The organism is Streptococcus sp. CL6.35 (assembly GCF_049737915.1).
Lineage (GTDB): Bacteria > Bacillota > Bacilli > Lactobacillales > Streptococcaceae > Streptococcus.
The window spans coordinates 249,428-274,787 of record NZ_JBKOTU010000002.1 but is presented as its reverse complement, the minus strand read 5'-3'; the positions used below and the strand labels follow the sequence as shown (position 1 = coordinate 274,787).

The 25,360-nt window shown below is 42.9% G+C and carries 15 protein-coding genes; 1 reads left to right on the top strand and 14 read right to left on the bottom strand.

Translation table 11 applies throughout. The features are described 5' to 3' along the window. Positions 1 to 23: 23 nt before the first annotated feature. Positions 24 to 3,701 (bottom strand): DNA-directed RNA polymerase subunit beta', encoded by a 3,678-nt coding sequence (gene rpoC, locus ACLNCP_RS03975; protein WP_424844058.1) that lies wholly within the window; start codon positions 3,699 to 3,701, stop codon positions 24 to 26. Positions 3,702 to 3,739: 38 nt separating this feature from the next. Continuing rightward, a complete protein-coding gene (rpoB, locus tag ACLNCP_RS03970; protein ID WP_424844057.1) occupies positions 3,740 to 7,345 on the bottom strand; it encodes a DNA-directed RNA polymerase subunit beta in 3,606 nt (1,201 codons plus the stop codon). 448 nt (positions 7,346 to 7,793) lie between these two features. On the opposite strand from rpoB, the gene ACLNCP_RS03965 reads away from it, so the two are divergent. Further along, the gene (locus tag ACLNCP_RS03965; RefSeq protein ID WP_424844056.1) at positions 7,794 to 11,690 is read left to right on the top strand and encodes a pullulanase; all 3,897 of its coding nucleotides are present in this window, start codon (positions 7,794 to 7,796) and stop codon (positions 11,688 to 11,690) included. A gap of 75 nt (positions 11,691 to 11,765) precedes the next feature. On the opposite strand, the gene ACLNCP_RS03960 is transcribed toward ACLNCP_RS03965, so the two are convergent. The 12 genes from ACLNCP_RS03960 to rseP all read right to left on the bottom strand — a co-directional run bounded on the left by ACLNCP_RS03960 (position 11,766) and on the right by rseP (position 25,344). Further along, positions 11,766 to 12,530 carry an amino acid ABC transporter ATP-binding protein gene (locus tag ACLNCP_RS03960; protein ID WP_004256702.1) on the bottom strand — a complete coding sequence of 255 codons (765 nt, stop codon included), beginning with the start codon at positions 12,528 to 12,530 and terminating at the stop codon, positions 11,766 to 11,768. Positions 12,531 to 12,539: 9 nt separating this feature from the next. Further along, on the bottom strand, positions 12,540 to 13,262 hold the full coding sequence (locus ACLNCP_RS03955) for an amino acid ABC transporter permease (protein WP_033686286.1): 723 nt from the start codon (positions 13,260 to 13,262) through the stop codon (positions 12,540 to 12,542). 3 nt (positions 13,263 to 13,265) lie between these two features. After that, entirely contained in the window at positions 13,266 to 13,958 is a 693-nt protein-coding gene (locus ACLNCP_RS03950; RefSeq protein ID WP_004256697.1) for an amino acid ABC transporter permease, read from the bottom strand. A 177-nt stretch (positions 13,959 to 14,135) separates the two neighbouring features. Beyond that, entirely contained in the window at positions 14,136 to 15,014 is an 879-nt protein-coding gene (locus ACLNCP_RS03945; RefSeq protein ID WP_023946740.1) for a transporter substrate-binding domain-containing protein, read from the bottom strand. 11 nt (positions 15,015 to 15,025) lie between these two features. After that, positions 15,026 to 16,024: a uroporphyrinogen decarboxylase family protein gene (locus tag ACLNCP_RS03940; RefSeq protein WP_049499508.1), complete on the bottom strand. Its 999-nt coding sequence runs from the start codon at positions 16,022 to 16,024 to the stop codon at positions 15,026 to 15,028. A gap of 2 nt (positions 16,025 to 16,026) precedes the next feature. Beyond that, positions 16,027 to 16,230 carry a hypothetical protein gene (locus ACLNCP_RS03935; protein WP_084947831.1) on the bottom strand — a complete coding sequence of 68 codons (204 nt, stop codon included), beginning with the start codon at positions 16,228 to 16,230 and terminating at the stop codon, positions 16,027 to 16,029. Positions 16,231 to 16,239: 9 nt separating this feature from the next. Next, positions 16,240 to 17,247, bottom strand: coding sequence for a uroporphyrinogen decarboxylase family protein (locus tag ACLNCP_RS03930; protein ID WP_080983295.1), 1,008 nt, complete (start codon positions 17,245 to 17,247; stop codon positions 16,240 to 16,242). 219 nt (positions 17,248 to 17,466) lie between these two features. Next, on the bottom strand, positions 17,467 to 18,516 hold the full coding sequence (locus ACLNCP_RS03925) for an LLM class flavin-dependent oxidoreductase (protein WP_023946748.1): 1,050 nt from the start codon (positions 18,514 to 18,516) through the stop codon (positions 17,467 to 17,469). 224 nt (positions 18,517 to 18,740) lie between these two features. Then, entirely contained in the window at positions 18,741 to 20,549 is a 1,809-nt protein-coding gene (gene glmS / locus ACLNCP_RS03920; protein ID WP_084930175.1) for a glutamine--fructose-6-phosphate transaminase (isomerizing), read from the bottom strand. 191 nt (positions 20,550 to 20,740) lie between these two features. Further along, complete coding sequence (gene bglA / locus ACLNCP_RS03915) at positions 20,741 to 22,120, bottom strand: 6-phospho-beta-glucosidase (RefSeq protein ID WP_424844055.1); 1,380 nt, start codon at positions 22,118 to 22,120, stop codon at positions 20,741 to 20,743. Between the two features lie 98 nt (positions 22,121 to 22,218). Continuing rightward, positions 22,219 to 24,072: a proline--tRNA ligase gene (locus ACLNCP_RS03910; RefSeq protein WP_424844054.1), complete on the bottom strand. Its 1,854-nt coding sequence runs from the start codon at positions 24,070 to 24,072 to the stop codon at positions 22,219 to 22,221. 12 nt (positions 24,073 to 24,084) lie between these two features. Then, on the bottom strand, positions 24,085 to 25,344 hold the full coding sequence (rseP, locus tag ACLNCP_RS03905) for an RIP metalloprotease RseP (RefSeq protein WP_424844053.1): 1,260 nt from the start codon (positions 25,342 to 25,344) through the stop codon (positions 24,085 to 24,087). Between the last annotated feature and the right edge of the window lie 16 nt (positions 25,345 to 25,360).

Here is a 25,360-nt window from a genome sequence, read left to right as displayed (position 1 = left end):
CCCGAGGGCTCTCTCATTCTCTTTTATTCTACTGTTTCTTCCACAGTTTCAACGGCAGCATCCACAACTACTTCTGTTGTTTCTTCATTTCCTTCTTCCTCTACTGGAGGATTAAGGTATTCTTCTTCGTTGACAGCATGTGGTTCAAGGTTACGGTAACGGGCCATACCAGTACCTGCTGGGATGATCTTACCGATGATAACATTTTCTTTAAGTCCAAGGAGATGGTCTTTCTTACCGCGGATAGCTGCATCTGTAAGGACACGAGTTGTTTCCTGGAAGGAAGCCGCTGACAAGAAACTATTTGTTTCAAGTGAGGCTTTGGTAATTCCCATAAGAACTGGGCGACCTGTCGCTGGAACTCCACCTGCGATAAGGACATCTTTGTTGGCATCTGTAAAGTCATTGATATCCATGAGGGTACCCATGAGAAGATCTGTGTCACCTGGATCCATGACACGGACTTTACGGATCATTTGACGAACCATTACCTCGATGTGTTTGTCACCGATTTCTACCCCTTGGCTACGGTAAACTTTTTGTACTTCACCGAGAAGGTAAGTTTCAACTGACAAGACATCGCGAACTGCAAGGAGACGTTTTGGTTGGATAGAACCTTCTGTAAGAGCAGCACCACGCGCTACTTGGTCCCCAACTTCGACACGCATACGAGCTGTAAATGGAACGACGTATTCACCTTCGCCAGTTTCACCCTTAACAAAGACTTTCTTAGTACGAGTTGATGCATCTTCTTCGATAGCTGTAACTTGTCCTTTAACCTCTGTGATAACCGCTTCCCCTTTAGGATTGCGGGCTTCAAAGATTTCTTGGACACGAGGAAGACCCTGAGTGATATCGGTATTTGAGGCAACCCCACCCGTGTGGAAGGTACGCATTGTAAGCTGTGTACCAGGTTCCCCGATAGATTGGGCAGCGATTGTACCAACTGCTTCACCAACTTCAACCGCATCACCAGTCGCCAAGTTAATACCATAACAGTGACGGCAGACACCGTGACGAGTGTTACATGTAAACACGGAACGGATAGTCACTTCTTCCACACCAGCATTGACAATTTCACGCGCCTTGTCTTCTGTAATCAACTCATTTGGACCGATAATCACTGCACCAGTTTCTGGATGTTTAACAGTTTTCTTAGTGTAACGACCGTTGAGACGTTCTTCTAGAGACTCAATCATCTCTTTTCCTTCTGCGATAGAGCGGATCAAGAGACCACGGTCAGTTCCACAATCGTCCTCACGGATGATAACGTCTTGGGCAACGTCAACCAAACGACGAGTCAAGTAACCTGAGTCGGCTGTCTTAAGGGCCGTATCGGTCATACCTTTACGAGCACCGTGAGTGGAGAAGAACATTTCGAGTACTGACAAACCTTCGCGGAAGTTTGAAAGGATTGGCAATTCCATGATACGTCCGTTCGGAGCCGCCATCAGACCACGCATACCGGCAAGCTGTGAGAAGTTTGAGATGTTACCACGGGCTCCAGAATCCATCATCATAACGATTGGATTCTTAGGATCTTGGTTGGCAATCAAACGTTTCTCAAGTTTTTCACGGGCAGCACGCCATTCAGCTGTAACGGCATTGTATCGCTCGTCGTCTGTGATCATACCACGACGGAATTGTTTTGTGATTTGTTCTACACGTTTGTGTGATTCTTCAATGATTTCAGCCTTGTCATCAACGACTGGGATATCGGCAATACCCACTGTCAATCCTGCAAGAGTTGAGTGGTGGTAACCGAGGTTCTTCATACGGTCAAGTAGGGCAGAAGTTTCTGTCGTACGGAAACGTTTGAAGATTTCAGCGATGATATTTCCAAGGTTTTTCTTCTTGAATGGAGGGTTGAGCTCAAGTTTGCTGATTGCTTCCTTGATATCTCCACCAAGTGGCAAGAAGTATTTAGCTGGAACGCCTTCTGTCAAGTTGGCATTGTTTGGTTCTTGCAAGTATGGTAGACCCTCTGGCATGATGTCGTTGAAGAGGATTTTACCAACAGTTGTAAGCAAGACCTTGTGTTTTTGCTCTTCTGTCCAAGGCTTGTTGAGGCTGTCTGTTGCGATACCAACACGTGAGTGAAGGTGAACATAACCATTACGGTAAGCCATAACAGCTTCGTCACGGTCTTTGAAGACCATTCCTTCACCTTCACGACCAGCTTCTTCCATTGTCAAGTAGTAGTTACCCAAAACCATGTCCTGAGATGGAGTAACAACTGGTTTACCATCTTTCGGGTTCAAGATGTGCTCAGCAGCTAGCATCAAGATACGAGCTTCTGCTTGGGCTTCTTCTGAAAGCGGTACGTGGATGGCCATTTGGTCCCCGTCAAAGTCGGCATTGTAGGCTTCACAGACAAGCGGGTGCAAGCGAAGGGCCTTACCATCAATTAAGACTGGCTCGAAGGCTTGGATACCTAAACGGTGAAGGGTCGGTGCGCGGTTCAAAAGCACTGGGTGTTCTTTGATCACTTCTTCAAGGATATCCCAGATGCGTTCGTCTCCACGTTCCACCAAGCGTTTAGCAGCTTTAACGTTTTGCACGATATCACGTGCAACGATTTCACGCATCACGAATGGCTTAAAGAGCTCGATCGCCATTTCACGTGGCACACCACATTGGTACATCTTAAGCGTTGGACCAACGGCGATAACGGAACGTCCTGAGAAGTCAACACGTTTACCGAGCAAGTTTTGACGGAAGCGTCCTTGTTTACCTTTAAGCATGTGGCTCAATGATTTCAGTGGACGGCTACCTGGTCCTGTGATTGGACGACCACGACGACCATTGTCAATCAAAGCGTCAACCGCTTCTTGAAGCATACGCTTCTCATTTTGAACGATGATACCTGGTGCATTCAACTCAAGCAAACGAGCCAAACGGTTGTTACGGTTGATAACACGGCGGTAAAGGTCATTCAAGTCAGATGAGGCAAAACGGCCACCATCCAACTGCAACATTGGACGAAGATCTGGTGGAATAACCGGAAGAATGTTGAGAATCATCCATTCAGGTTTGTTTCCAGACTTGTAAAAGGCATCCAAAACATCCAAACGACGGATAGCTTTGACACGTTTTTGTCCAGTAGCTGTTTTCAACTCTTCTTTGAGTTCAGCAATTTCTTTTTCAAGATCTACTTGTTTTAGAAGGTCTTGGATAGCTTCGGCACCCATCTTGGCAACGAATGATCCATAACCATACTCACGCAAGCGCTCACGGTATTCGCGCTCTGTCATGATAGACTTGTGCTCAAGTGGTGTATCCTTAGGATCAATCACCACATAAGCTGCAAAGTAGATAACTTCCTCGAGGGCACGAGGGCTCATATCAAGGGTCAAGCCCATACGGCTTGGAATCCCCTTGAAGTACCAGATGTGAGATACAGGAGCTTTCAACTCAATGTGCCCCATACGCTCACGACGAACTTTTGTACGCGTTACTTCAACCCCACAACGGTCACAAACAATTCCTCTGTAACGAATGCGTTTGTACTTACCACAAGCACATTCCCAGTCTTTTGTAGGACCAAAGATAACTTCATCAAATAGTCCTTCACGTTCTGGTTTCAAGGTACGGTAATTGATTGTTTCAGGTTTTTTGACTTCTCCATAAGACCATGAACGGACTTTGCTTGGAGAAGCTAGGGTGATTTGCATACTTTTAAAACGATTTACATCAACCACTATTTCTTCCCTTTCTATTCTAAGTGAACTGCTTATTCTTATTCAGCAGTTTCTTCTGTTGCTTCCGCTTTTGTTGCTTTCTCAGCTTCTTCAGCTTCAAAGGCTGCTTTAGCCTCTTGTGCTGCTTTTTCGCGGGCTTTTTCAAGGTCATCTACGTGGATGACATCTTCGTCCATTCCTTCATCCAAGTCACGAAGTTCCACTTCTTGATCATCTTCGTCAAGGACTCGCATGTCAAGACCAAGAGATTGCAATTCTTTGACAAGAACTCGGAAGGATTCTGGAACACCTGGTTTTGGAATTGGTTTTCCTTTTGTAATAGCTTCATAAGCTTTCAAACGTCCGTTGATATCGTCAGACTTGTAAGTCAAGATTTCTTGAAGGACATTTGAGGCACCGTAGGCTTCAAGAGCCCAAACCTCCATCTCACCGAAACGTTGTCCACCAAACTGAGCTTTACCTCCGAGTGGTTGTTGAGTAACGGTTGAGTAAGGTCCGACTGAACGCGCGTGCAATTTATCATCAACCATGTGGTGGAGTTTGATCATGTACATGACTCCGACAGAAACACGGTTATCAAATGGTTCACCAGTACGTCCATCGTAAAGGATCGTTTTGGCATCGCTATCCATACCAGCTTCTTTAACAGTTGACCAAAGGTCTTCAGAACTTGCTCCGTCAAAGACTGGTGTTGCGATATGAATACCAAGAGTACGAGCAGCCATACCAAGGTGGAGCTCCATAACCTGACCTATATTCATACGTGATGGCACCCCAAGTGGGTTCAACATGATATCGACTGGAGTTCCATCTGGAAGGTAAGGCATGTCTTCTACAGGAACGATACGAGAGACAACCCCTTTATTTCCGTGACGTCCGGCCATCTTATCTCCGACCTTGATCTTACGTTTTTGAGCGATGTAGACGCGAACCAGCATATTAACACCTGATTGCAATTCATCTCCATTTGCACGTGTAAAGATCTTAACATCACGAACGACACCATCAGCACCGTGTGGTACACGAAGAGAAGTATCACGCACTTCACGAGATTTATCTCCGAAGATAGCGTGCAAGAGACGTTCTTCAGCTGAAAGGTCTTTCTCACCCTTAGGTGTTACTTTACCTACAAGGATATCACCTTCTTTAACCTCAGCACCGATACGGATAATACCCATTTCGTCAAGGTCTTTAAGAGCGTCTTCCCCAACATTTGGAATTTCGCGAGTAATTTCTTCAGGCCCAAGCTTTGTATCGCGCGTTTCTGATTCGTATTCTTCAAGGTGGACAGATGTGTAGACATCATCTTTCACCAAGCGTTCGCTCATGATAACGGCATCCTCGAAGTTGTAACCTTCCCAAGTCATGTAGGCAACGATTGGGTTTTGTCCAAGCGCCATTTCTCCATTTTCCATAGAAGGGCCGTCAGCGATGAAATCGCCTTTTTCAACGACATCGCCAACTTTTACGAGAGTGCGTTGGTTGTAAGCAGTACCTGAGTTTGAACGACGGAATTTTTGGATGTGGTAAACGTCCAATGAACCATCTTCACGACGAACTTCTACCTTGTCAGCATCTGCATAGGTAACTTTACCGTCATACTGAGCAATCACAGCAGCTCCTGAATCGTGGGCTGCTTGGTATTCCATACCAGTACCAACGTAAGGTGCTTTAGGATTAATCAATGGTACAGCCTGACGTTGCATGTTGGCTCCCATGAGGGCACGGTTGGAGTCATCGTTTTCCAAGAAAGGAATACATGCTGTCGCAACGGCAACTACCTGTTTTGGTGATACGTCCATGTAGTCAACAACATTAGCTGGATACTCTTGGTTGACCCCTTGGTGACGACCCATGACAACTTTCTCAGCAAATGTTCCATCTTCATTCAGACGAGAATTAGCCTGTGCTACAGTAAATTCATCTTCTTCATCGGCTGTCAACCAAACGATTTCGTTCGTAACAACACCTGTTTCACGGTCAACTTTACGGTATGGTGTTTGAACAAAACCATATTTGTTCAAGTGTCCGTAAGATGACAAGTTATTGATCAAACCGATATTAGGTCCTTCAGGTGTCTCGATTGGACACATACGACCGTAGTGAGTGTAGTGCACGTCACGTACTTCATATCCAGCACGGTCACGTGTCAAACCACCAGGCCCCAAGGCTGACAAACGGCGTTTGTGAGACAACTCAGAAAGTGGGTTGTGTTGGTCCATGAACTGTGACAACTGTGATGAACCAAAGAATTCTTTAACCGCAGCTGTTACAGGACGGATATTGATAATTTGTTGTGGTGTCAAGACTTCGTTATCCTGGACAGACATACGTTCACGGACATTACGTTCCATACGAGAAAGTCCAAGGCGTACTTGGTTGGCAAGCAATTCACCAACCGCGCGGATACGGCGGTTTCCAAGGTGGTCGATATCATCTACACGGCCAAGTCCTTCAGCCAAGTTGAGGAAGTAGCTCATCTCAGCAAGGATATCTGCAGGAGTGACGATACGAATCTTGTCATCTGGATTAGCATTACCGATGATAGTTACGACGCGGTCTGGATCAGTTGGTGCAACAACCTTGAATTTTTGAAGAACAACTGGCTCAGTCACAACGGCTGCATCATTTGGAATGTAAACAATCTTGTTCAAATCACCATCCAAATGGCTTTCAATACTTTCAATCACGCTACGAGTCATGATTGTTCCAGCTTCTACCAAGATTTCTCCTGTTTCAGGATCTACCAATGGCTCTGCAATGGTTTGGTTGAGCAAACGTGTTTTAACATTGAGTTTTTTATTGATTTTGTAACGACCAACTGCTGCTAGATCATAGCGACGTGGATCAAAGAAACGAGCCACAAGCAAGCTACGTGAGCTTTCAGCAGTCTTAGGCTCACCCGGACGAAGTCGTTCGTAAATTTCTTTCAAGGCTTCGTCTGTACGAGAGTCCATTGGGTTCTTGTGGATATCTTTTTCAACAGTATTGCGAACCAATTCGCTATCACCAAAGATATCAAAGATTTCATCATCACCTGAAAAACCAAGGGCACGAACCAAGGTTGTAAATGGAATCTTACGCGTACGGTCGATACGAGTGTAGGCGATGTCTTTTGAGTCGCTTTCAAGCTCCAACCAAGCCCCACGGTTAGGGATAACAGTTGAGCCGTAGCCCACTTTACCATTTTTATCAACTTTATCGTTAAAGTAAACACCTGGTGAGCGGACCAACTGAGATACGATGATACGTTCACCACCATTGATGATGAAAGTACCCATTTCTGTCATGATTGGGAAATCACCAAAGAAAACTTCTTGAGTTTTGATTTCGCCAGTTTCTTTATTGATCAAGCGGAAGGTTACAAAAATTGGTGCTGAGTAGCTAGCATCGTGGATACGAGCCTCTTCTAGCGTGTATTTTGGTTCCTTGATTTCATATCCAACAAATTCCAACTCCATTGTGTCTGTGAAGTTTGAAATTGGCAATACATCTTCAAACACTTCCTTAAGACCATGGTCTAGGAAATCTTTGAATGAGTCAGTTTGAATTTCAATCAAATTTGGTAAGTCAAGAACTTCTTTGATTCTTGAAAAACTACGACGGGTACGATGTTTCCCGTATTGAACGTCATGTCCTGCCAAGATGATTCTCCTTTATAAATAAGTTCCAAGCCTTGTCAATCAGGCTTTTCTAATCGTCATATGGTTTTAAAAACCCTTATCACCGTGTCCTCTTGATAAATTTTCAGAATCTTTAAGTATCTGTTACAAACACACAAAATCCTGAAAAAAAGCACAAAAAGAGCAGCTAAATCTGACTTTTTCAGAAGATTTAACTGCTGTGAGCCTTGTCTGGACAATATTTCAGACAAAACCTACGACAAATGATTACTCATATTATACCCTATCTAGCTAGATTTTTCAAGGGGATTGATGAATTTTTGACAAAATCTTTTCCTATAAAAAAGATTGGCTGAATCGTAGCAAAATTTGTTGCGATTTTTCTTTTAGTTTAATTTTAGGAAAACGCTTGCATATTGTTTTACTAAGTGCTATACTGATAAAGAAATTCATTTATAGGAGATTGATTATGAAAAGAACACCATCTCACACTGAGAAAAAAATGGTTTACAGCATCCGCTCCCTCAAAAATGGAACTGGTTCTGTCCTTATCGGAGCAAGTCTTGTCCTACTTGCCATGGCTACACCAACTATCTCAGCCAACGAAAGTACACCAACCACTAACGCAAGTAATAGTGAAACTACTACCGCCCTTGCCCAACCTCTTACTGATGCAACGAACATCGCTGGCAAGAACGAAAGCGATTTTTCTTCAACTGACAATGCAAACGCTTCCCTAGAGAAAAAAGAAGAAAAACCTGCAACAGAGCCAACAACTCCTGCTGCAAGCCCAACTGATCCAGCACCACAAACTGGGCAAGATCGTTCAAGTGAGCCGACTACTTCTACTAGTCCAGCAACGACTGAAACTAAGGCAGAAGAGCCCATCGAAGACAACTACTTCCGTATCCACGTCAAAAAACTTCCTGAAGAAAACAAGGATGCTCAAGGACTATGGACTTGGGATGATGTTGAAAAGCCTTCTGAAAATTGGCCTAACGGAGCCTTGTCCTTCAAGGATGCCAAAAAAGATAACTATGGCTACTACCTAGATGTCAAATTAAAGGGAGAACAAGCCAAGAAAATTAGCTTCCTCATCAATAATACAGCTGGAAAAAATCTAACCGGTGATAAATCAGCAGAAAAACTGGTTCCAAAAATGAACGAGGCTTGGTTAGACCAAGATTACAAGGTTTTCTCTTACGAACCACAACCTGCAGGAACTGTTCGCGTCAACTACTACCGTACCGACGGAAACTATGACAAGAAATCTCTCTGGTACTGGGGAGATGTGAAGGAGCCAAGTAGTGGTGAATGGCCTAATGGAACAGACTTTACTGCCACAGGCAAATATGGTCGCTATATCGATATTCCACTAAAAGATGCAGCTAAAGACCTTGGATTTTTATTACTAGACAGAAGCAAACAAGGAGACGATGTGAAAATCCGTAAAGAAGATTATAAGTTCACAGATTTGAAAAATCATAGCCAAATTTTCCTAAAAGACGATGACGAATCGATTTACACAAATCCATACTATGTCCATGATATCCGCATGACAGGGGCTCAACACGTAGGAACTTCTAGCATTGAAAGTAGTTTTTCAACACTAGTCGGTGCCAAAAAAGAAGATATCCTCAAGCACTCCAACATCACTAATCACCTAGGAAACAAAGTAGCTATCACCGATGTCGCAATTGATGAAGCTGGTAAAAAAGTGACCTATAGCGGAGATTTCTCTGACACAAAACATCCATATACTGTTAGCTACAATTCCGACCAATTTACTACCAAAACAAGCTGGCGCCTCAAAGATGAGACTTACAGCTATGATGGCAAACTTGGAGCCGACCTCAAAGAAGAAGGAAAACAGGTTGATTTGACCCTTTGGTCACCAAGTGCTGATAAGGTTTCTGTTGTTGTCTACGACAAGAATGACCCTAACAAAGTGGTTGGGACTGTCGCTCTTGAAAAAGGGGAAAGAGGAACTTGGAAACAAACTCTAGATAGCACAAACAAACTAGGCATCACAGATTTCACTGGCTACTATTATCAATACCAAATCGAGCGTCAGGGTAAAACTGTTCTTGCACTCGATCCTTACGCTAAGTCCCTCGCTGCTTGGAATAGTGACGATGCCAAGATTGACGATGCCCATAAAGTGGCTAAAGCTGCCTTTGTAGATCCAGCTAAACTCGGACCTCAAGACTTGACTTATGGCAAGATTCACAACTTCAAGACTCGTGAAGATGCCGTTATCTATGAAGCTCATGTGCGTGACTTCACTTCAGATCCCGCCATCGCAAAAGACTTGACCAAACCATTTGGGACTTTTGAAGCCTTTATTGAAAAACTAGACTATCTCAAAGACTTAGGTGTGACCCACATCCAGCTCCTTCCAGTCTTGTCTTACTACTTTGTCAATGAATTGAAGAACCATGAACGCTTGTCTGACTATGCTTCAAGCAACAGCAACTACAACTGGGGATATGACCCTCAAAACTACTTCTCCTTGACTGGTATGTATTCAAGCGATCCTAAGAATCCAGAAAAACGAATCGCAGAATTTAAAAACCTCATCAACGAAATCCACAAACGTGGCATGGGAGCTATCCTGGATGTCGTTTATAACCACACAGCTAAGGTCGATATCTTTGAAGACCTAGAGCCAAACTACTACCACTTTATGGATGCTGATGGTACACCTCGCACTAGCTTTGGTGGTGGACGCTTGGGAACAACCCACCATATGACCAAACGACTCCTAGTTGACTCTATCAAATATCTAGTTGATACCTACAAAGTGGATGGCTTCCGTTTCGATATGATGGGAGACCATGATGCCGCTTCTATCGAAGAAGCTTACAAGGCTGCACGCGCCCTCAATCCAAATCTTATCATGCTGGGCGAAGGTTGGAGAACCTATGCCGGTGATGAAAACATGCCTACTAAAGCTGCTGACCAAGATTGGATGAAGCATACCGATACTGTCGCTGTCTTCTCAGATGACATCCGTAACAACCTCAAGTCTGGTTATCCAAACGAAGGTCAACCTGCCTTTATCACAGGTGGCAAGCGTGATATCAACACTATCTTCAAAAATCTTATTGCTCAACCAACCAACTTTGAAGCAGACAGCCCTGGAGATGTCATCCAATACATCGCAGCCCATGATAACTTGACCCTCTTTGACATCATCGCTCAATCTATCAAAAAAGACCCAAGCAAGGCTGAGAACTATGCTGAAATTCATCGTCGTTTGCGACTTGGAAATCTCATGGTCTTGACAGCTCAAGGAACTCCGTTTATCCACTCTGGTCAGGAATATGGACGTACCAAACAATTCCGTGACCCAGCCTACAAGACTCCAGTAGCAGAGGATAAGGTTCCAAACAAATCTCACTTGTTGCGTGATAAGGACGGCAATCCATTTGACTATCCTTACTTCATACATGACTCTTACGATTCGAGTGATGCTATTAACAAGTTTGACTGGACTAAGGCTACAGATGGAAAAGCATATCCTGAAAATGTCAAGAGCCGTGACTATATGAAAGGTTTGATTGCCCTTCGTCAATCTACAGATGCCTTCCGACTTAAGAGTCTCCAAGATATCAAAGACCGTGTCCACCTCATCACTGTCCCAGGTCAAAATGGTGTAGAAAAAGAGGATGTAGTGATTGGCTACCAAATCACTGCTCCAAATGGAGACATCTATGCAGTCTTTGTCAATGCTGACGAAAAAGCCCGCGAATTTAATTTGGGAACTGCCTTTGCCCACCTCAGAAATGCTGAAGTTTTGGCAGATGAAAACCAAGCAGGACCAGTAGGAATTACCAACCCGAAAGGACTCGAATGGACTGAAAAAGGCTTGAAATTGAATGCCCTTACAGCTACTGTTCTTCGAGTCTCTCAAGGCGGTGCAATTGTCGCCCCAGCTGTGGAAGAAAAACCAGAATTTGACCTTGCTAGCTTAAAACAAGAACAAGGGCAAAATAACAGCCAAGACAATATGTCAAACCGAGTAGTCAAACCCGAACAGCAAGATCCAGCTCCACAAACTAAACCTGACTCTACTAAACCGGATGCAAAAGTAGCTGATGCGGAAAATAAACCTAGCCAAGCTACAGCTGATTCACAAGCTCAACAACCAGCACAAGAAGCACAAGCATCATCTGTAAAAGAGGCAGTTCAAAACGAATCGGTAGAAAACTCTAGCAAGGATAATACACCTGCTCCCCTAGCTAAACAAGCTGAACTTCCAAATACAGGAACCAAAAACGATAATAAACTCCTATTTGCAGGAATCAGCCTCCTTGCCCTTCTAGGTCTCGGTTTCTTACTAAAAAACAAAAAAGAGAACTAAACCAGCCCTCCTATAGAACAATCCCCCAAGCCTTAACGCTCGGGGGATTGATTTTTGCCCTGATAATCCTATCTGTCAAATCATATATTCCACACTATAGGTCGCATCCGAGAGTATTCGTGCCAAAAATTGCTTGGTTCTTTCTTCTTTTGGACGACTAAAGAAATCATGGGCATTATTTTCTTCAACAATTTTCCCACCATCCATAAAAATGACATGATTGGCTACATCTCTAGCAAAACCCATCTCATGAGTCACTACTACCATAGTAACTCCTTCTTTAGCTAACTGTTTTAAAACATCTAAAACATCCCCTACCAACTCTGGATCCAAGGCCGATGTCGGCTCATCTAATAAAATGACCTCTGGTTTCACAGCGATGGCACGCGCAATACCGATTCGTTGTTGCTGGCCTCCAGAAAGCTGAGAGGGATAGTAATCTTTATAAGCTAGTAAACCAACTTTTTCTAAGGCAGCTTCCGCACGTTTGGTTGCTTCTTCCTTAGGAATTTTCCGAGCAATAATCAAGCCCTCCAAAATATTTTCCAAGGCCGTTTTATTAGCAAATAAATTATAATGTTGAAAAACAAAGGCAGTCTTCTGGCGAATTTCTAAAATATCTTTTTTGGTCAATTTGCCAAGATCGTATTCTTTATCAGCAAGCTTCAAAGAGCCACTATCGGCTTTTTCTAAATGATTGAGACATCTGAGAAAAGTCGTTTTACCTGATCCAGATGGCCCCAATATTACAACCACATCCCCTTGGTTGACCTTGAGATTAACATCTTCTAGGACTTGTCTGTCTCCAAATTTTTTTGCAACATGTTCTACTTGTAACATTGTCTCCTCCTATGCTAAACCTGTACGGGGCACCACTTGTCCCTGTTCTCTTCGAATATAGCGTTTCTCTAAGATTGAAAAGCCCCATTGAATCAATCCGCAAATAAGAATGTACTGTAAAAAGATCACAAAATAGGATTCAAAATACTGATAACCATAAGATGCTTCAACACGGGCAATAGCTGTAATATCCTTAATGGTCATCACAAAGACCAAAGAGGTTCCTTTTACAATATTTATAACTAGATTAGCCAGATTGGGCAGGGCTGATCGCAAGGCCTGTGGAAAAATAATCCTCACATAAGCTTGACTAGTGGTTAAGCCAATCGCTTGTGCAGCTTCTAATTGTCCCTTATCCACAGTCAAAATAGCCGAACGTAAGATTTCTGATAAACTACCTGTCGTCATCAAACTATAGATAATAAAAGCATAATAGATCGGATTGAGTTTAAAGATATCAACATCACTTCCTATGCTTTTGAGAAATTGATTGAGCAAACTCGGAAACAAACTATAAAAGAAAAGAATCAGCAAAATCGGAGGTGTTGCTCTTATAAAAGCTAGATACACGAGAGAGAAAGTTCGAACACCTTTGACTTTATATATTTGTCCCAGAGCTAAAAACAAGGCTGGTAGAAAACTTAAGACCATGGCTACAATCATGATAATCAAGGTGGTCGGTACCCCTTTTAAGGTCTCTAAAAAGGTTTTTGCAATATAGTCTAAATCCATATCCTATCTCCCTTTCGTTTCCAAAGATTTTTCTAACAAGCGACTCAAGAAGGAAACAGCTAAGGCTACACCCCAATAAAGAATGGCAACCGCTGTATAGGTTTCAAGAGAGTAATTCCCCAAATTACGACTGATTAAGAGATTCCCAGCCCCCATGACATCCACAAAACCAATCGTATATGCTAGGGCAGCGTCCCGCATCAAATTTAGAATAGCGGTCGTCATATTTGGAAGAGCCACTTGAAAAGCCTGAGGAAAAATGATTCTCCAAAATGTCTGACTAGGGGTCAGACCAATACTGACTCCAGCTTCCATCTGACCTTTGGGAATTGCCTGATAAGAAGCCTTAAACACTTCTGCAATGATAGCCGCAAATAGCAAGACCATGGTGAATAAGACGAAGACCGTCTTAGACCAGTTGTTGATATCTAAATTCAACCACCATTTTAAAAATTCAGGTAAACCATAAAAGACAAGGAATAGTAAAACAATAGGAGGAGTACAGCGAAGAGTGAAAATATAACCCTTAGAAAGACCTGCAAAAGTCTTATCTTCTCCCACTTGAGCCCAAGCCAGTAAGCCACCGAAAAGGGAACCAAGGATTGTAGTAAAAAAGAGAATGGACAAGGTCATCGGAAGAGCCTGCCATAAGGTTGGTAAAAATTGGAACACTCTTGAAAAATCATATGAAACCATATAAACCTCTTTCTAATACTCAATGAAAATCAAAAAGCAAACTAGCCACAGGTTGCTCAAAACAGTGTTTTGAGGTTGTGGATAGAACTGACGAAGTCAGTAACCATACCTACGGCAAGGCGTCGTTGACGCGGTTTGAAGAGATTTTCGAAGAGTATAACATTCCTGATTGTTCATCTAATCTTTATCAACGTAGCTAAAGACGTCTTCTTTAAAGTATTTTTGAGAAAGCTTAGCTAAAGTACCGTCTTCTTTTAATTCTTTAATAGCTTTTTCATACTCTTTAGCAAACTTCTCACCCTTTTCATCACGGTGAATCAATGGATAGGTTGGGATTCCTTTATAAGGGAACCAGCTAAGTTTGTCCGCATATTGGTGGTAAGAACCATCCTCTGCTGTCACTGCTTTTTCAAAAGATAACTTGATATCAAAGAAGGCATCATATCGTCCTTCTAAAACCCAAGCATAAGCATCTGCCACCTTGAAGGATTCAGCAGCTGTCAACTCAATTGGTGTATCCTTATGCTTCTCGTTATAACTATTGATGACATTCCACTGGGCATTTTGAGGAGAGATGGGTACTAATTTTCCTTTATTTTTGGCAAAATCATCAATATTCTTATATTTGGCTTCATCTTCTTTTCTAACAGTAAAACCAATAATGCTGGCTCCTACTGGCTCAGATGGAATAATAAATTTCTTAGCCCGTTCATCTGTATACCAAGCACCTTTAGTTCCAATATCGTACTTGCCAGACTCAAGTCCAATCAAGAGATCATCATCACTAGTTCCAGTATACTCAAATTTATAATCTGCTAATTTCTCATCAACCGCCTTTAAAACAGCGACTTCATAACCATCTGATTCCCCTTTTTCGTCAATAAAATCATAAGGGACATAGTTTTGAGTATGGGCAACTTTTAAAGTTGTTACTTGTCCAGATGAAACTGCATCTGCACCTTTAGCAGATGCTCCCGCCAAAGTTCTACCAATAATCGTTGCTCCAAGCACTGCCGCAACCGCAACTCCACCAATAATCCATGTTTTCTTACTCATATTCTTCTCCTTTATTTATCTAATGCCTCTCTCACCCACTGGATACGCTCCACTGCAATATCACTCGGAATGGTACAATCTGCTCCAAGTATGAAGCCCTCTTTTCCTGTTTCTTCTACCAATCGTTTGGTTTCAGCTTGAATTTCTTCCTTACTGCCTCGATAAAGAAGGCCATCTTCACCGTTTTCAAATCCTCCCAGAACAGCACGACCCTTGAAAATCTCACGACCTTCTTTTAGGCTAATTCCTTCTGGACCAACTGCCCAGTTAAAAACATGAGCTGGATAGTCGGCAAAGATATGAATATCGTTTCGAGCTCCTTCATAGCCACAGATATGAAGGATATTTACCCCACCAACCGACTTAGCCGCTTTTAAAACAGTCAGTTCACTCGGCGCAATAATCTCCTGATAGGCTTCAGCAGAAACACGCGCATCCTGAATACTTTGCACACTGAGATAAATACCGTCTGCTCCTGCATCTTTAATAATAGCTTGACTCAAGCTAGCGATATCTTGCGCAATCACATCAAGGACTTTTTTCAATTTCTGAGAATCTTGAACTAAGAAATCTGCAATGAGATCATCTCCACCAGACACTTCTCCAAGTAACCATTTGAGGTAGGTCACAGGCGCAAAAATATTGTAAATAGCAACAATATCTTCCGTAAACTCCTGCTTAATCTTCTTCACTAATTCTACCTGCTCTCTAATCCACGGATGATCTTCACCCAGAGGTTGAATCTCTGCCAACTCTTGGAGTGACTTTCCTTTGGCAATAACTGGATTTGGATAAGCAAAATAGCCATCACTCATCAACTTGATAAAGTCTGGATGTAGGTCACGGATAAAACGTTTGTGACCTTGTATGTTCTTTTCAATAATCACAGGATTGGAAAATCCCTTTAACCATTCCTCTTCTGATGTAAAGTGGTGCCAAAAACCTACAGGTACACGGTCAACCACTTCTCCTCTAAATGCTTTTAAAACCCATTCTCTTTTTTCTGACATCTCTATTCTCCATTTCTTTCTTTTTCAACTAATAAAACACTGGCAATATCATTGGTTTGAATAAAGCGAAGACTTCTCTTCTGAAAATCCTGAATCCCATGACAACTTGGCCCTTCCTTACAAGTAAGTCCCTTTGTAAGACTGATCGCAAGTAAGATGACAAAGCCGAGGGCCGTCCCTACCAATAGCCACTTTTTTCTTTTCATAAGGCCCTCCTATTCTAAAATAGCAGCCTGACGAATCCAGTCCAATCGTTCTAATTCAAAGTCATCTGGAACCGTGCAATCCGCTCCAAGAAGGACTCCTCTAGTCCCAGCTTCAGCCAACAAGCGTTTGGTTTCCTCTTGTAGTTTAGCCTTGCTACCTCCATAAAGCAGGCTCTGCTTCCCATTTTCAAAACCACCCAAGACCGCTTTGCCATGAAATAGCTCCTGACCTTGAGGTAAACTGACTGCTTCATGGTGGGTTGCCCAATTGAAAACCTGGGCTGGATAATCTTTGAAAATAGTCACATTGTTACTGGCGCCTTGGAAACCGCAGATATGCAGGATATTTACCCCACCTACCTGATTGGTAGCTTCTAAAACCTTTATGTTGCTTGGCTCAATATAGGTCTGATACAATTCTGCTGTGATGCGCTCATCCTGAATTTCTTGTGTACTGAGGTAAATCCCATCTGCTCCACCATACTGAATGATTGCCTTGGTTAGGATTGCGATATCCTCAGCTATTACATCTAAAATCTCCCTGAATAGCTCTGGATTTTCGAGTAATAGATTAGCAACCTCCTTATCACCTCTAGAAGTCTCTGTACGAAACCAACGTTTCAGGTAGGAAATCGGAGAAAAGATATTGTAGAATGAAGCAATGTCCTCAGTGAAGGTTGCTCGAATAGCTTCTACCACTTCTACTTGTTGCTGAATCCAAGGATGGTTTTCACCAATCGACTCAATAGAAGCCAGCTCCTGAATACTTGAAACCAAAGGACTGTAGACATTACTTGGATAAATGAAAAATCCGTCACTCATCATTTTGACAAAATCAGGATGAATTCTTTCAACGTACTTCCGATGTCCCTCTACACTTTTTTGAAAGATACGTGGGTTATTTAAACCTTGCCCTTTTTCCTCCAGTGTTACAAAATGAAACCAAAAGCCTACAGGAACTCGTTCCACCTCTTCTCCTCGGATGGCTTTAAAAACTAGCTCTCTTTTACTTGTCATACTTTTCTCCTTCCATTTGGATTGAAACCATCTTACCACTCCTTTTGACCTTTTCCCAATATATATTGACTATCGACTTGATTGATATTGTTTATATCAATAACGAAAAAATCTCTGGAAAGCTTGATTTTACTAGCTTTTCAGAGATTCTTTTTTGTTTATTGCTTTTTTAAAATAGTTGTTATATAGATTTTTTATCAGCCTGATTAGGATTTTTTATTAAGCCTCTTTCATGGCAAAGTATTCCCGTACTTTGGGTGCCACTTGCATTCCGAATAGTTCAATAGCTCTCAGAACCTGGTCATGGGGCATGGAACCAAGCGGTAGATGGAGCATGAAGCGGTCCAAACCTAAGTCTTCAATCATACGAATCAATTTTTCGGCCACCTGATCTGGATTGCCCACAAACATAGCACCATTTGGCCCAACTTGCTCCAAATATTGCTCATAACGCAATTCCTGCCAGTGCGGACGGTCTTTGGAAATAGCATCCACCACTTGCTTGGTTGGATGGAAATAATCTTTCACCGCCTGCTCGCCATCTTCAGCAATCCAACCCCAAGAATGGGCCCCGACCTTTAGCTCCTGACTGGCATGACCCGCTTCGCTCCCAATCTCACGATAAGCCTGAATCAACTTTTTAAAATAACGCGGATTACCACCAATAATGGCATAGACAATCGGTAGGCCTGCCTGAGCAATCTTCACAGTTGATTCGACATGACCACCTGTCGCTATCCACAAGGGCAATTTGTCCTGAACTGGACGAGGATAAACTTCTTTGCCAGAGATTGTTTGGGTCAATCGACCTTGCCAATCTAGTTTTATCTTTTCATTGACTAATTGAAGCAAGTCTAATTTCTCATCAAAAAGAGCTTCGTAGTCTTTCAAATCATAGCCAAACAAGGGAAAAGATTCCGTGAAAGAACCCCTTCCGGCCATAATCTCCGCACGTCCATTTGACAAAGCATCAATAGTGGCATACTGTTGGAACAAACGAATCGGATCCATGCTCGAGAGAATGCTGACCGCACTAGTCAAACGAATTTTCTTGGTATTGACTGCCCCAGCTGCCAGGATAATCTCTGGGGCTGATACCGCAAAATCCGCTCGATGGTGCTCACCAATCCCATACACATCCAAACCAACCTTGTCAGCCAGTTCAATCTCTGCCAGCAACTGGCGAATGCGTTCGGCATGACTGTAAGTCTGTCCAGTCCCTTCAAGCTCCGTTGTTTCCCCAAATGTTGAAATTCCCAATTCTACCACAGTAATTCTCCTTGTCTATTTCGGTCCTTCATTTTGACAAATTATTCTAACACTCAATGAAAATCAAAGAGCAAACTAGGAAGCTAGCCGCAGGCTGTACTTAAGTACGGCAAGGTGAAGCTGACGTGGTTTGAATTTGATTTTCGAAGAGTATAACACGAATCTTGAGTACAAGCAACCCATTTGCTCACAAGAAAAAGCCTAGATAACTAGACTTTTTTAGCTTATTCTACCGTTACTGATTTAGCAAGATTACGTGGTTTGTCCACATCAAGGCCACGGTGGAGTGTTGCAAAATAAGCGACTAATTGCGTTGGCACAACCATTGAAATTGGTGAGAGGTAAGGGTGGACGGTCGTAAGAACGATGTCGTCTGTATCTTTGGCAACATTTTCTTCTGCAATAGTGAGAACCTTGGCACCACGGGCTGCCACTTCTTGGATATTTCCACGAGTGTGGTTGGCAAGGACTGGATCTGACAAGAGGGCCAAAACAGGCGTTCCTTCTTCAATCAAGGCAATGGTTCCGTGCTTGAGTTCTCCTGCCGCAAAACCTTCACACTGGATGTAAGAAATCTCTTTGAGTTTGAGACTTGCTTCCATGGCTACGTAGTAATCTTGACCACGTCCGATGTAAAAGGCATTGCGAGTTGTTTCAAGAAGCTCACGAACCTTGGCTTCGATGGTTTCTTTCTCTGAAAGAGTTGATTCGATAGACTGAGCTACAATTGACAACTCATGCACCAAATCAAAGGCTTGTGCTTTGGTATTTCCATTTGCTTCTCCGACTGATTTTGCAAGGAAGGCAAGGGCTGCGATTTGCGCTGTATAAGCCTTGGTTGAGGCTACGGCAATTTCAGGTCCTGCATGAAGGAGCATGGTATGGTTGGCTTCACGTGAAAGAGTTGAACCTGGGACGTTTGTCACTGTCAAGCTTGGGATACCCATTTCATTAGCCTTAACCAAAACCTGACGGCTATCCGCTGTTTCACCAGACTGACTGATAAAGATGAAGAGTGGTTTCTTGCTGAGAAGTGGCATACCATAGCCCCACTCAGATGAAATTCCAAGTTCTACTGGTGTATCAGTCAATTCTTCCAACATTTTCTTAGAAGCAAATCCTGCGTGGTAAGATGTCCCAGCTGCAAGGATGTAAATGCGGTCTGCATCTTGAACAGCCTGGATGATAGCTGGTTCTACGACAACTTGACCAGCCTCATCTGTGTAGGCTTGGATGAGTTTACGCATAACAGTTGGTTGCTCATCAATTTCCTTGAGCATGTAGTAAGGGTAAGTTCCCTTACCGATATCTGACAAATCAAGCTCAGCAGTATAGCTAGCACGCTCACGACTATTACCATCATAGTCTTGAACTTCTACACTATCAGCCTTGACGATTACCAACTCTTGGTCATAAATTTCCATGTATTGGTTGGTTTCACGAATCATAGCCATAGCATCTGAGCAGACCATGTTATAGCCTTCTCCAAGACCAATCAAAAGTGGTGATTTATTTTTAGCTACGTAGATGACTTCAGGATCTTGTGAGTCAACCAAGGCAAAGGCATAAGAACCACGGATGATATGAAGGGCTTTTTTGAAGGCTTCAAGAACTGACAAGCCATCTTCTTCCGCAAATTTTCCAATCAAGTGAACGGCGATTTCCGTATCTGTTTGCCCCTTGAAGTGGTGACCTGCAAGGTATTCTTCCTTGATTTCAAGGTAGTTTTCAATCACCCCATTGTGAACCAAGACAAAACGTTCTGTCTCAGAGCGGTGTGGGTGAGCATTGTCCTCAGTTGGTTTCCCGTGAGTTGCCCAACGAGTATGTCCGATACCAGTTGTTCCCTCCACACCAGCTGTCTTGGCAGACAATTCTGCAATACGACCAACCGCCTTGACCAGATGGTTTTCAGCACCACCTAGGACAAAAATCCCCGCAGAATCATAACCACGGTATTCGAGCTTTTCAAGCCCTTGAATCAAAATATCAGTTGCATTTGTGTTTCCAACAACACCAACAATTCCACACATAGTATATACGACACAGACCAGCTGTGCTTTCCCCTTAAAATTGGTATAGTCTGATTCCTCTTTTATAGAATCAGCAAAAACAGTATATACTTGTTTCTTTCACTTGTCAAGAGCAAAAATTGGTATAGTTCAAATTAAGCTCCTGTAAGCAAAAGACTCTGACCAATTAAAATCATTAGTCAGAGTCCTTTTTAAAATCCATTATTGTCGCTTAATTCCTTGAACCAGTGCCCTGATTTCTTCAGACGACGTTCTTGCGTTTCCAAGTCTAATTCAACCAAACCATAGCGATTTTTATAGCTGTTGAGCCATGACCAGCAATCAATAAAGGTCCAGATTAAGTATCCTTTACAGTTGGCTCCATCTTCAATAGCACGGTGAAGTTCACGAAGATGACCTTTTACAAAGTCAATACGGTAATCATCTTGAATCATTCCATCTTGACGGAATTTTTCTTCCCCTTCAACACCCATACCATTCTCAGTCAACATCCACTCAATATTGCCATAATTCCCCTTGATATTTTGGGCGATGTCATAAATCCCTTGCTCATAAATCTCCCAGCCACGATGAGGATTGATTTTACGTCCAGGCATCACATAAGGCTCGTAAAAATGTTCTGGCAAGAGTGGACTCTCTGGATGCTTAGCAAATCGAGGTGCCATAACACGCAAAGGTTGATAGTAGTTGACACCAAGGAAGTCCACCGTATTGTCACGAATGAGCTCCAACTCCTCCTCTGTAGAATCAGGCAAGAGACCGTATTCATGTAAGATTTCTACCAACTCCTGTGGATAAGTCCCCAAAACAGATGGATCTAAGAAAGATTGGGCCTGAAAAAGGTCCGCAATACGAGCCGCCTTGACATCAGCAGGATGCTGGCTACGTGGATAAGCCGGTGTCAAGTTTAAGACAATCCCAATCTTGGAATCTGGCAAAAGTTCATGACAAGCCTTAACCGCCCGACTGCTAGCCAATTGTGTATGATAAGCTACTTTAACGGCTGCCTCTGCATCCACCTTATGTGGATAATGGGCATCGTAAAAATATCCAAATTCTACTGGAACGATGGGCTCGTTAAAGGTAATCCATTGGTCTACCAAATCTCCATAAGTCTCAAAACAAAAACGAGCATAGTCTTCATAGGCTGAGACAGTCGCCTTATTTTCCCAACCATCACCATTTTCTTGAAGGGCAAAAGGTAAATCAAAATGATAAAGATTGACTAAAAGACGAATCCCTTTGGCCTTAATAGCCTCAAAAACCTTACGATAGAAATCCACACCTTGAGCATTGACTTTTCCACGCCCTTGTGGAAAAATCCGTGACCACTGAATAGAAGTCCGAAAGGCCGTATGACCAGTTTCTACTAGTAGCTCAATATCCTTTTCCCAGTTTTCATAAAAGGTTGATGTTTTATCTGGACCAATTCCATTATAATAGCGATTTGGCTCCACTTGGAACCAGTAATCCCAGAGATTATCTCCCTTACCGTCACCAGCTACACGTCCCTCTGTTTGTGGTCCAGAAGTAGAGGATCCCCAGACAAAATCCTTTGGAAATCTTAGCATACATTTACCTCTTTATCTAGTCATTTTTCCCATTATACAGAAAAAACAAGGTAAAAACTAGTTACATTTTTTCCTTGTTTTTCTTCTGATTATAGTTTTTATTTCTTGCTGAGGATTTCAAGCGTTTGAAGCACATTATCTGCATGAACTTCGATAGTGTCACCAGTCGCTTTAATCTTCACTTCTACGATGCCATCAGCCGCTTTTTTACCAACGGTGATGCGGATTGGCAACCCAATCAAGTCACTATCGCTGAATTTAACACCAACACGTTCGTTACGGTCATCTGTCAAGACTTCATAACCAGCTCCCATCAAGCTTGCTTCAAGCTTTTCTGTCAAGGCTTGCGCTTCTTCGTCCTTGACATTAACAGTAATCAAGTGTACATCAAATGGTGCCAATTCTTTAGGGAAATTGATTCCCCAAGCGTAACGGTATTCACCTTTTGGTGTTTTGTTAACAAAGAGGCGAGCGTGTTGCTCCATCACTGCTGAAAGGAGACGGCTGACACCGATACCGTAACATCCCATGATAATTGGCACAGCACGGCCATTTTCGTCCAAAACATCTGCTCCCATACTTGCTGAATAGCGAGTGCCGAGTTTGAAGATGTGACCAATTTCGATACCACGCGCAAAGTTAAGGACACCTTGTCCGTCTGGAGAAATTTCACCCTCACGAACTTCACGGATATCCACATATTCTGCAGTAAAATCACGGCCTGGGTTCACACCAGTCAAGTGGTAGCCATCTTCGTTAGCACCGACAACTGCATTGCGAACATCTTGCACTTTACGATCTGCAATAATTTTAATATTCTCTGGCAAAGCAACTGGGCCAAGTGAACCAAATCCTGCTTGAACAACATTTGCCACTTCTTCTTCGCTAGCAACGTCAAAGAAATCTGCTCCCAAGTGGTTTTTCAACTTAACTTCATTAAGCTGATCATTTCCAACTAGAAGGGCGGCAACAAGCTCACCGTCTGCCATGTAGAAGAGGGTTTTAATCGTTTGTTCTTCTGGAACGTTGAGGAAGGCGGCAACTTCATCGATTGTTTTAACATCTGGTGTTGCAACACGAGTCACTTCTTCTTCAGCAACGACACGGTTGCTTGGTTTGTACTCGTTTGTTGCCATTTCCAAGTTAGCAGCATAGCTAGACTCACTTGAGTAAGCAATGGTATCTTCACCAGAAACCATCCATTTAAGCAATTCTGCCTTGATTTCTTCTTGCACTTCTGCAGGAATTTCATCAAATGAGGTAACTGACTTGTCCAAAACAACCCATCGGTCAAGGTCTGTACGAGCAGGTGTAATAGCCATAAATTCTTGGCTGTCCTTACCACCCATGGCTCCACCGTCACCGATGATAGCCTTGAAATCTAAACCACTACGAGTGAAAATACGCTCATAAGCAGCCTTGTACTCATCGTAAACACTGTCCAAGCTATCATAGTTAGCGTGGAAACTGTAAGCATCTTTCATGATAAACTCACGTGTACGGAGTAGTCCATTACGTGGGCGTTTTTCATCACGATACTTAGGCTGGATTTGATAAAGGTTAAGCGGCAATTGCTTGTAAGACTTAACAGAATCACGAACAATAGCTGTAAATGTTTCTTCGTGAGTTGGACCTAGGATAAAGTCTGATTTTTCACGGTTTTTTAGCTTGTAAAGGTCTTCACCATAAGTTTCGTAACGACCTGATTCGCGCCACAACTCTGCACTGAGAAGGGCAGGAGCCAACATCTCAACGGCACCAATCTTGTCAAACTCTTGGCGCATGATGTTTTTGGCTTTTTCAATCACACGGTTGGCAAGTGGTAAGTAAGAATAAACACCTGCTGAAACTTGGCGAACATAACCAGCTCGCAACATAAGAGCGTGGCTGATAACTTGAGCATCGCTTGGCATTTCGCGAAGCGTTGGGATAGGCATTTTACTTTGTTTCATAATATTCCTCGATTATCTAAAAAAGAGTCGCATGATGTCATTCCAGGTCACAGCAATCATCAAGACAACCATGATGACCACTCCGGCCAAGGTGACATAGGTTTCAATTTCTTGTTTCAATGGTTTGCGGCGAATGGCTTCTAGGATATTGAGCACAATCTTACCACCATCCAGGGCTGGAATCGGAATAAGATTAAAAATCCCAATATTGATGGAAATTATTGCCAAGAAGTACAAGACATTCTCAATTCCATTTTTAGCAGCATCACTACTTGCCTTAAAGATGGCAACAGGTCCACCTAGCTTGTTCAAATCCGGTTGGAAAATCAGATTTTTCAGTGCTGAGAGAATTCGGAGGGCCGAGTCAGCAGCAGTTGTAAAACCACCTACAAACATAGATACAAAATCTGACTTAATCCCCGGTTGAACACCTAGAAGGTAACCGCCTTGACTTTCTTCCGGACTAACAGTGACTTGTTTGTCACTACCATTTTCAGAAATAGTCACATCCAAGGTCGGGGCCGTCTTATCTTTGGTTTCTGATTCCACAGCCTGAATCAAACTTTCCCAGTTGCTAACCTCATGTGAGCCAATCTTGGTAATCTGGGCCGTTTCTGGCACTCCTACCTTAGCCAAGGCCCCTTGAGGCATGACATGGAATTGATTGGTATCAACATCTCTGACACCACCCTGCATAAAGATTAAAATCCAAAAAACAACGATACCTAAGATAAAGTTGTTCATAGGACCTGCAAAGTTGGTAATCAGTTTCCCCCAGATAGTCGCATTTTGATATTGAACATCTAAAGGTGCAATCCGAACCTCAGTACCATCTGCTTCCACAACCGTTGCATCGTGATCCACTGCAAATGTTTTTTCTTCTTCCAGAACCAAGCCCTTGATAAAGAGCTTGTCTTCAAAGTCAAACTGGGTCACCTGCATAGGGAGGGCTGTTTGATCTAATTTTTTACCTGAAAGATTGATGCGTTTAACCTTACCATCATCAGTAAGCGTCAAACTGACAGGAGTTCCTGTCTTGATTTCAGTTGTATCATCACCCCAACCGGCCATGCGAACGTAGCCTCCCAGAGGCAAGATGCGAATGGTATATGCAGTTCCATCCTTGCCAATATGAGCAAAGATCTTGGGTCCCATGCCAATGGCAAATTCACGCACTAGAATCCCTGATTTCTTGGCAAAGTAGAAGTGTCCGAACTCGTGCACCACTACAATAATCCCAAAAACCAGAATAAAGGTTAAAATTCCGAGCATAGTATTTCCTCCGTCT

What these genes read in the sequence shown, in the direction of transcription:
- ACLNCP_RS03965 (WP_424844056.1), top strand. Translation starts at nt 7,794, where the DNA reads ATGAAAAGAACACCATCTCACACTGAGAAAAAAATGGTTTACAGCATC.
- ACLNCP_RS03960 (WP_004256702.1), bottom strand. Translation starts at nt 12,530, where the DNA reads ATGTTACAAGTAGAACATGTTGCAAAAAAATTTGGAGACAGACAAGTC.
- ACLNCP_RS03955 (WP_033686286.1), bottom strand. Translation starts at nt 13,262, where the DNA reads ATGGATTTAGACTATATTGCAAAAACCTTTTTAGAGACCTTAAAAGGG.
- ACLNCP_RS03950 (WP_004256697.1), bottom strand. Translation starts at nt 13,958, where the DNA reads ATGGTTTCATATGATTTTTCAAGAGTGTTCCAATTTTTACCAACCTTA.
- ACLNCP_RS03945 (WP_023946740.1), bottom strand. Translation starts at nt 15,014, where the DNA reads ATGAGTAAGAAAACATGGATTATTGGTGGAGTTGCGGTTGCGGCAGTG.
- ACLNCP_RS03940 (WP_049499508.1), bottom strand. Translation starts at nt 16,024, where the DNA reads ATGTCAGAAAAAAGAGAATGGGTTTTAAAAGCATTTAGAGGAGAAGTG.
- ACLNCP_RS03935 (WP_084947831.1), bottom strand. Translation starts at nt 16,230, where the DNA reads ATGAAAAGAAAAAAGTGGCTATTGGTAGGGACGGCCCTCGGCTTTGTC.
- ACLNCP_RS03930 (WP_080983295.1), bottom strand. Translation starts at nt 17,247, where the DNA reads ATGACAAGTAAAAGAGAGCTAGTTTTTAAAGCCATCCGAGGAGAAGAG.
- glmS (WP_084930175.1), bottom strand. Translation starts at nt 20,549, where the DNA reads ATGTGTGGAATTGTTGGTGTTGTTGGAAACACAAATGCAACTGATATT.
- bglA (WP_424844055.1), bottom strand. Translation starts at nt 22,120, where the DNA reads ATGCTAAGATTTCCAAAGGATTTTGTCTGGGGATCCTCTACTTCTGGA.
- ACLNCP_RS03910 (WP_424844054.1), bottom strand. Translation starts at nt 24,072, where the DNA reads ATGAAACAAAGTAAAATGCCTATCCCAACGCTTCGCGAAATGCCAAGC.
- rseP (WP_424844053.1), bottom strand. Translation starts at nt 25,344, where the DNA reads ATGCTCGGAATTTTAACCTTTATTCTGGTTTTTGGGATTATTGTAGTG.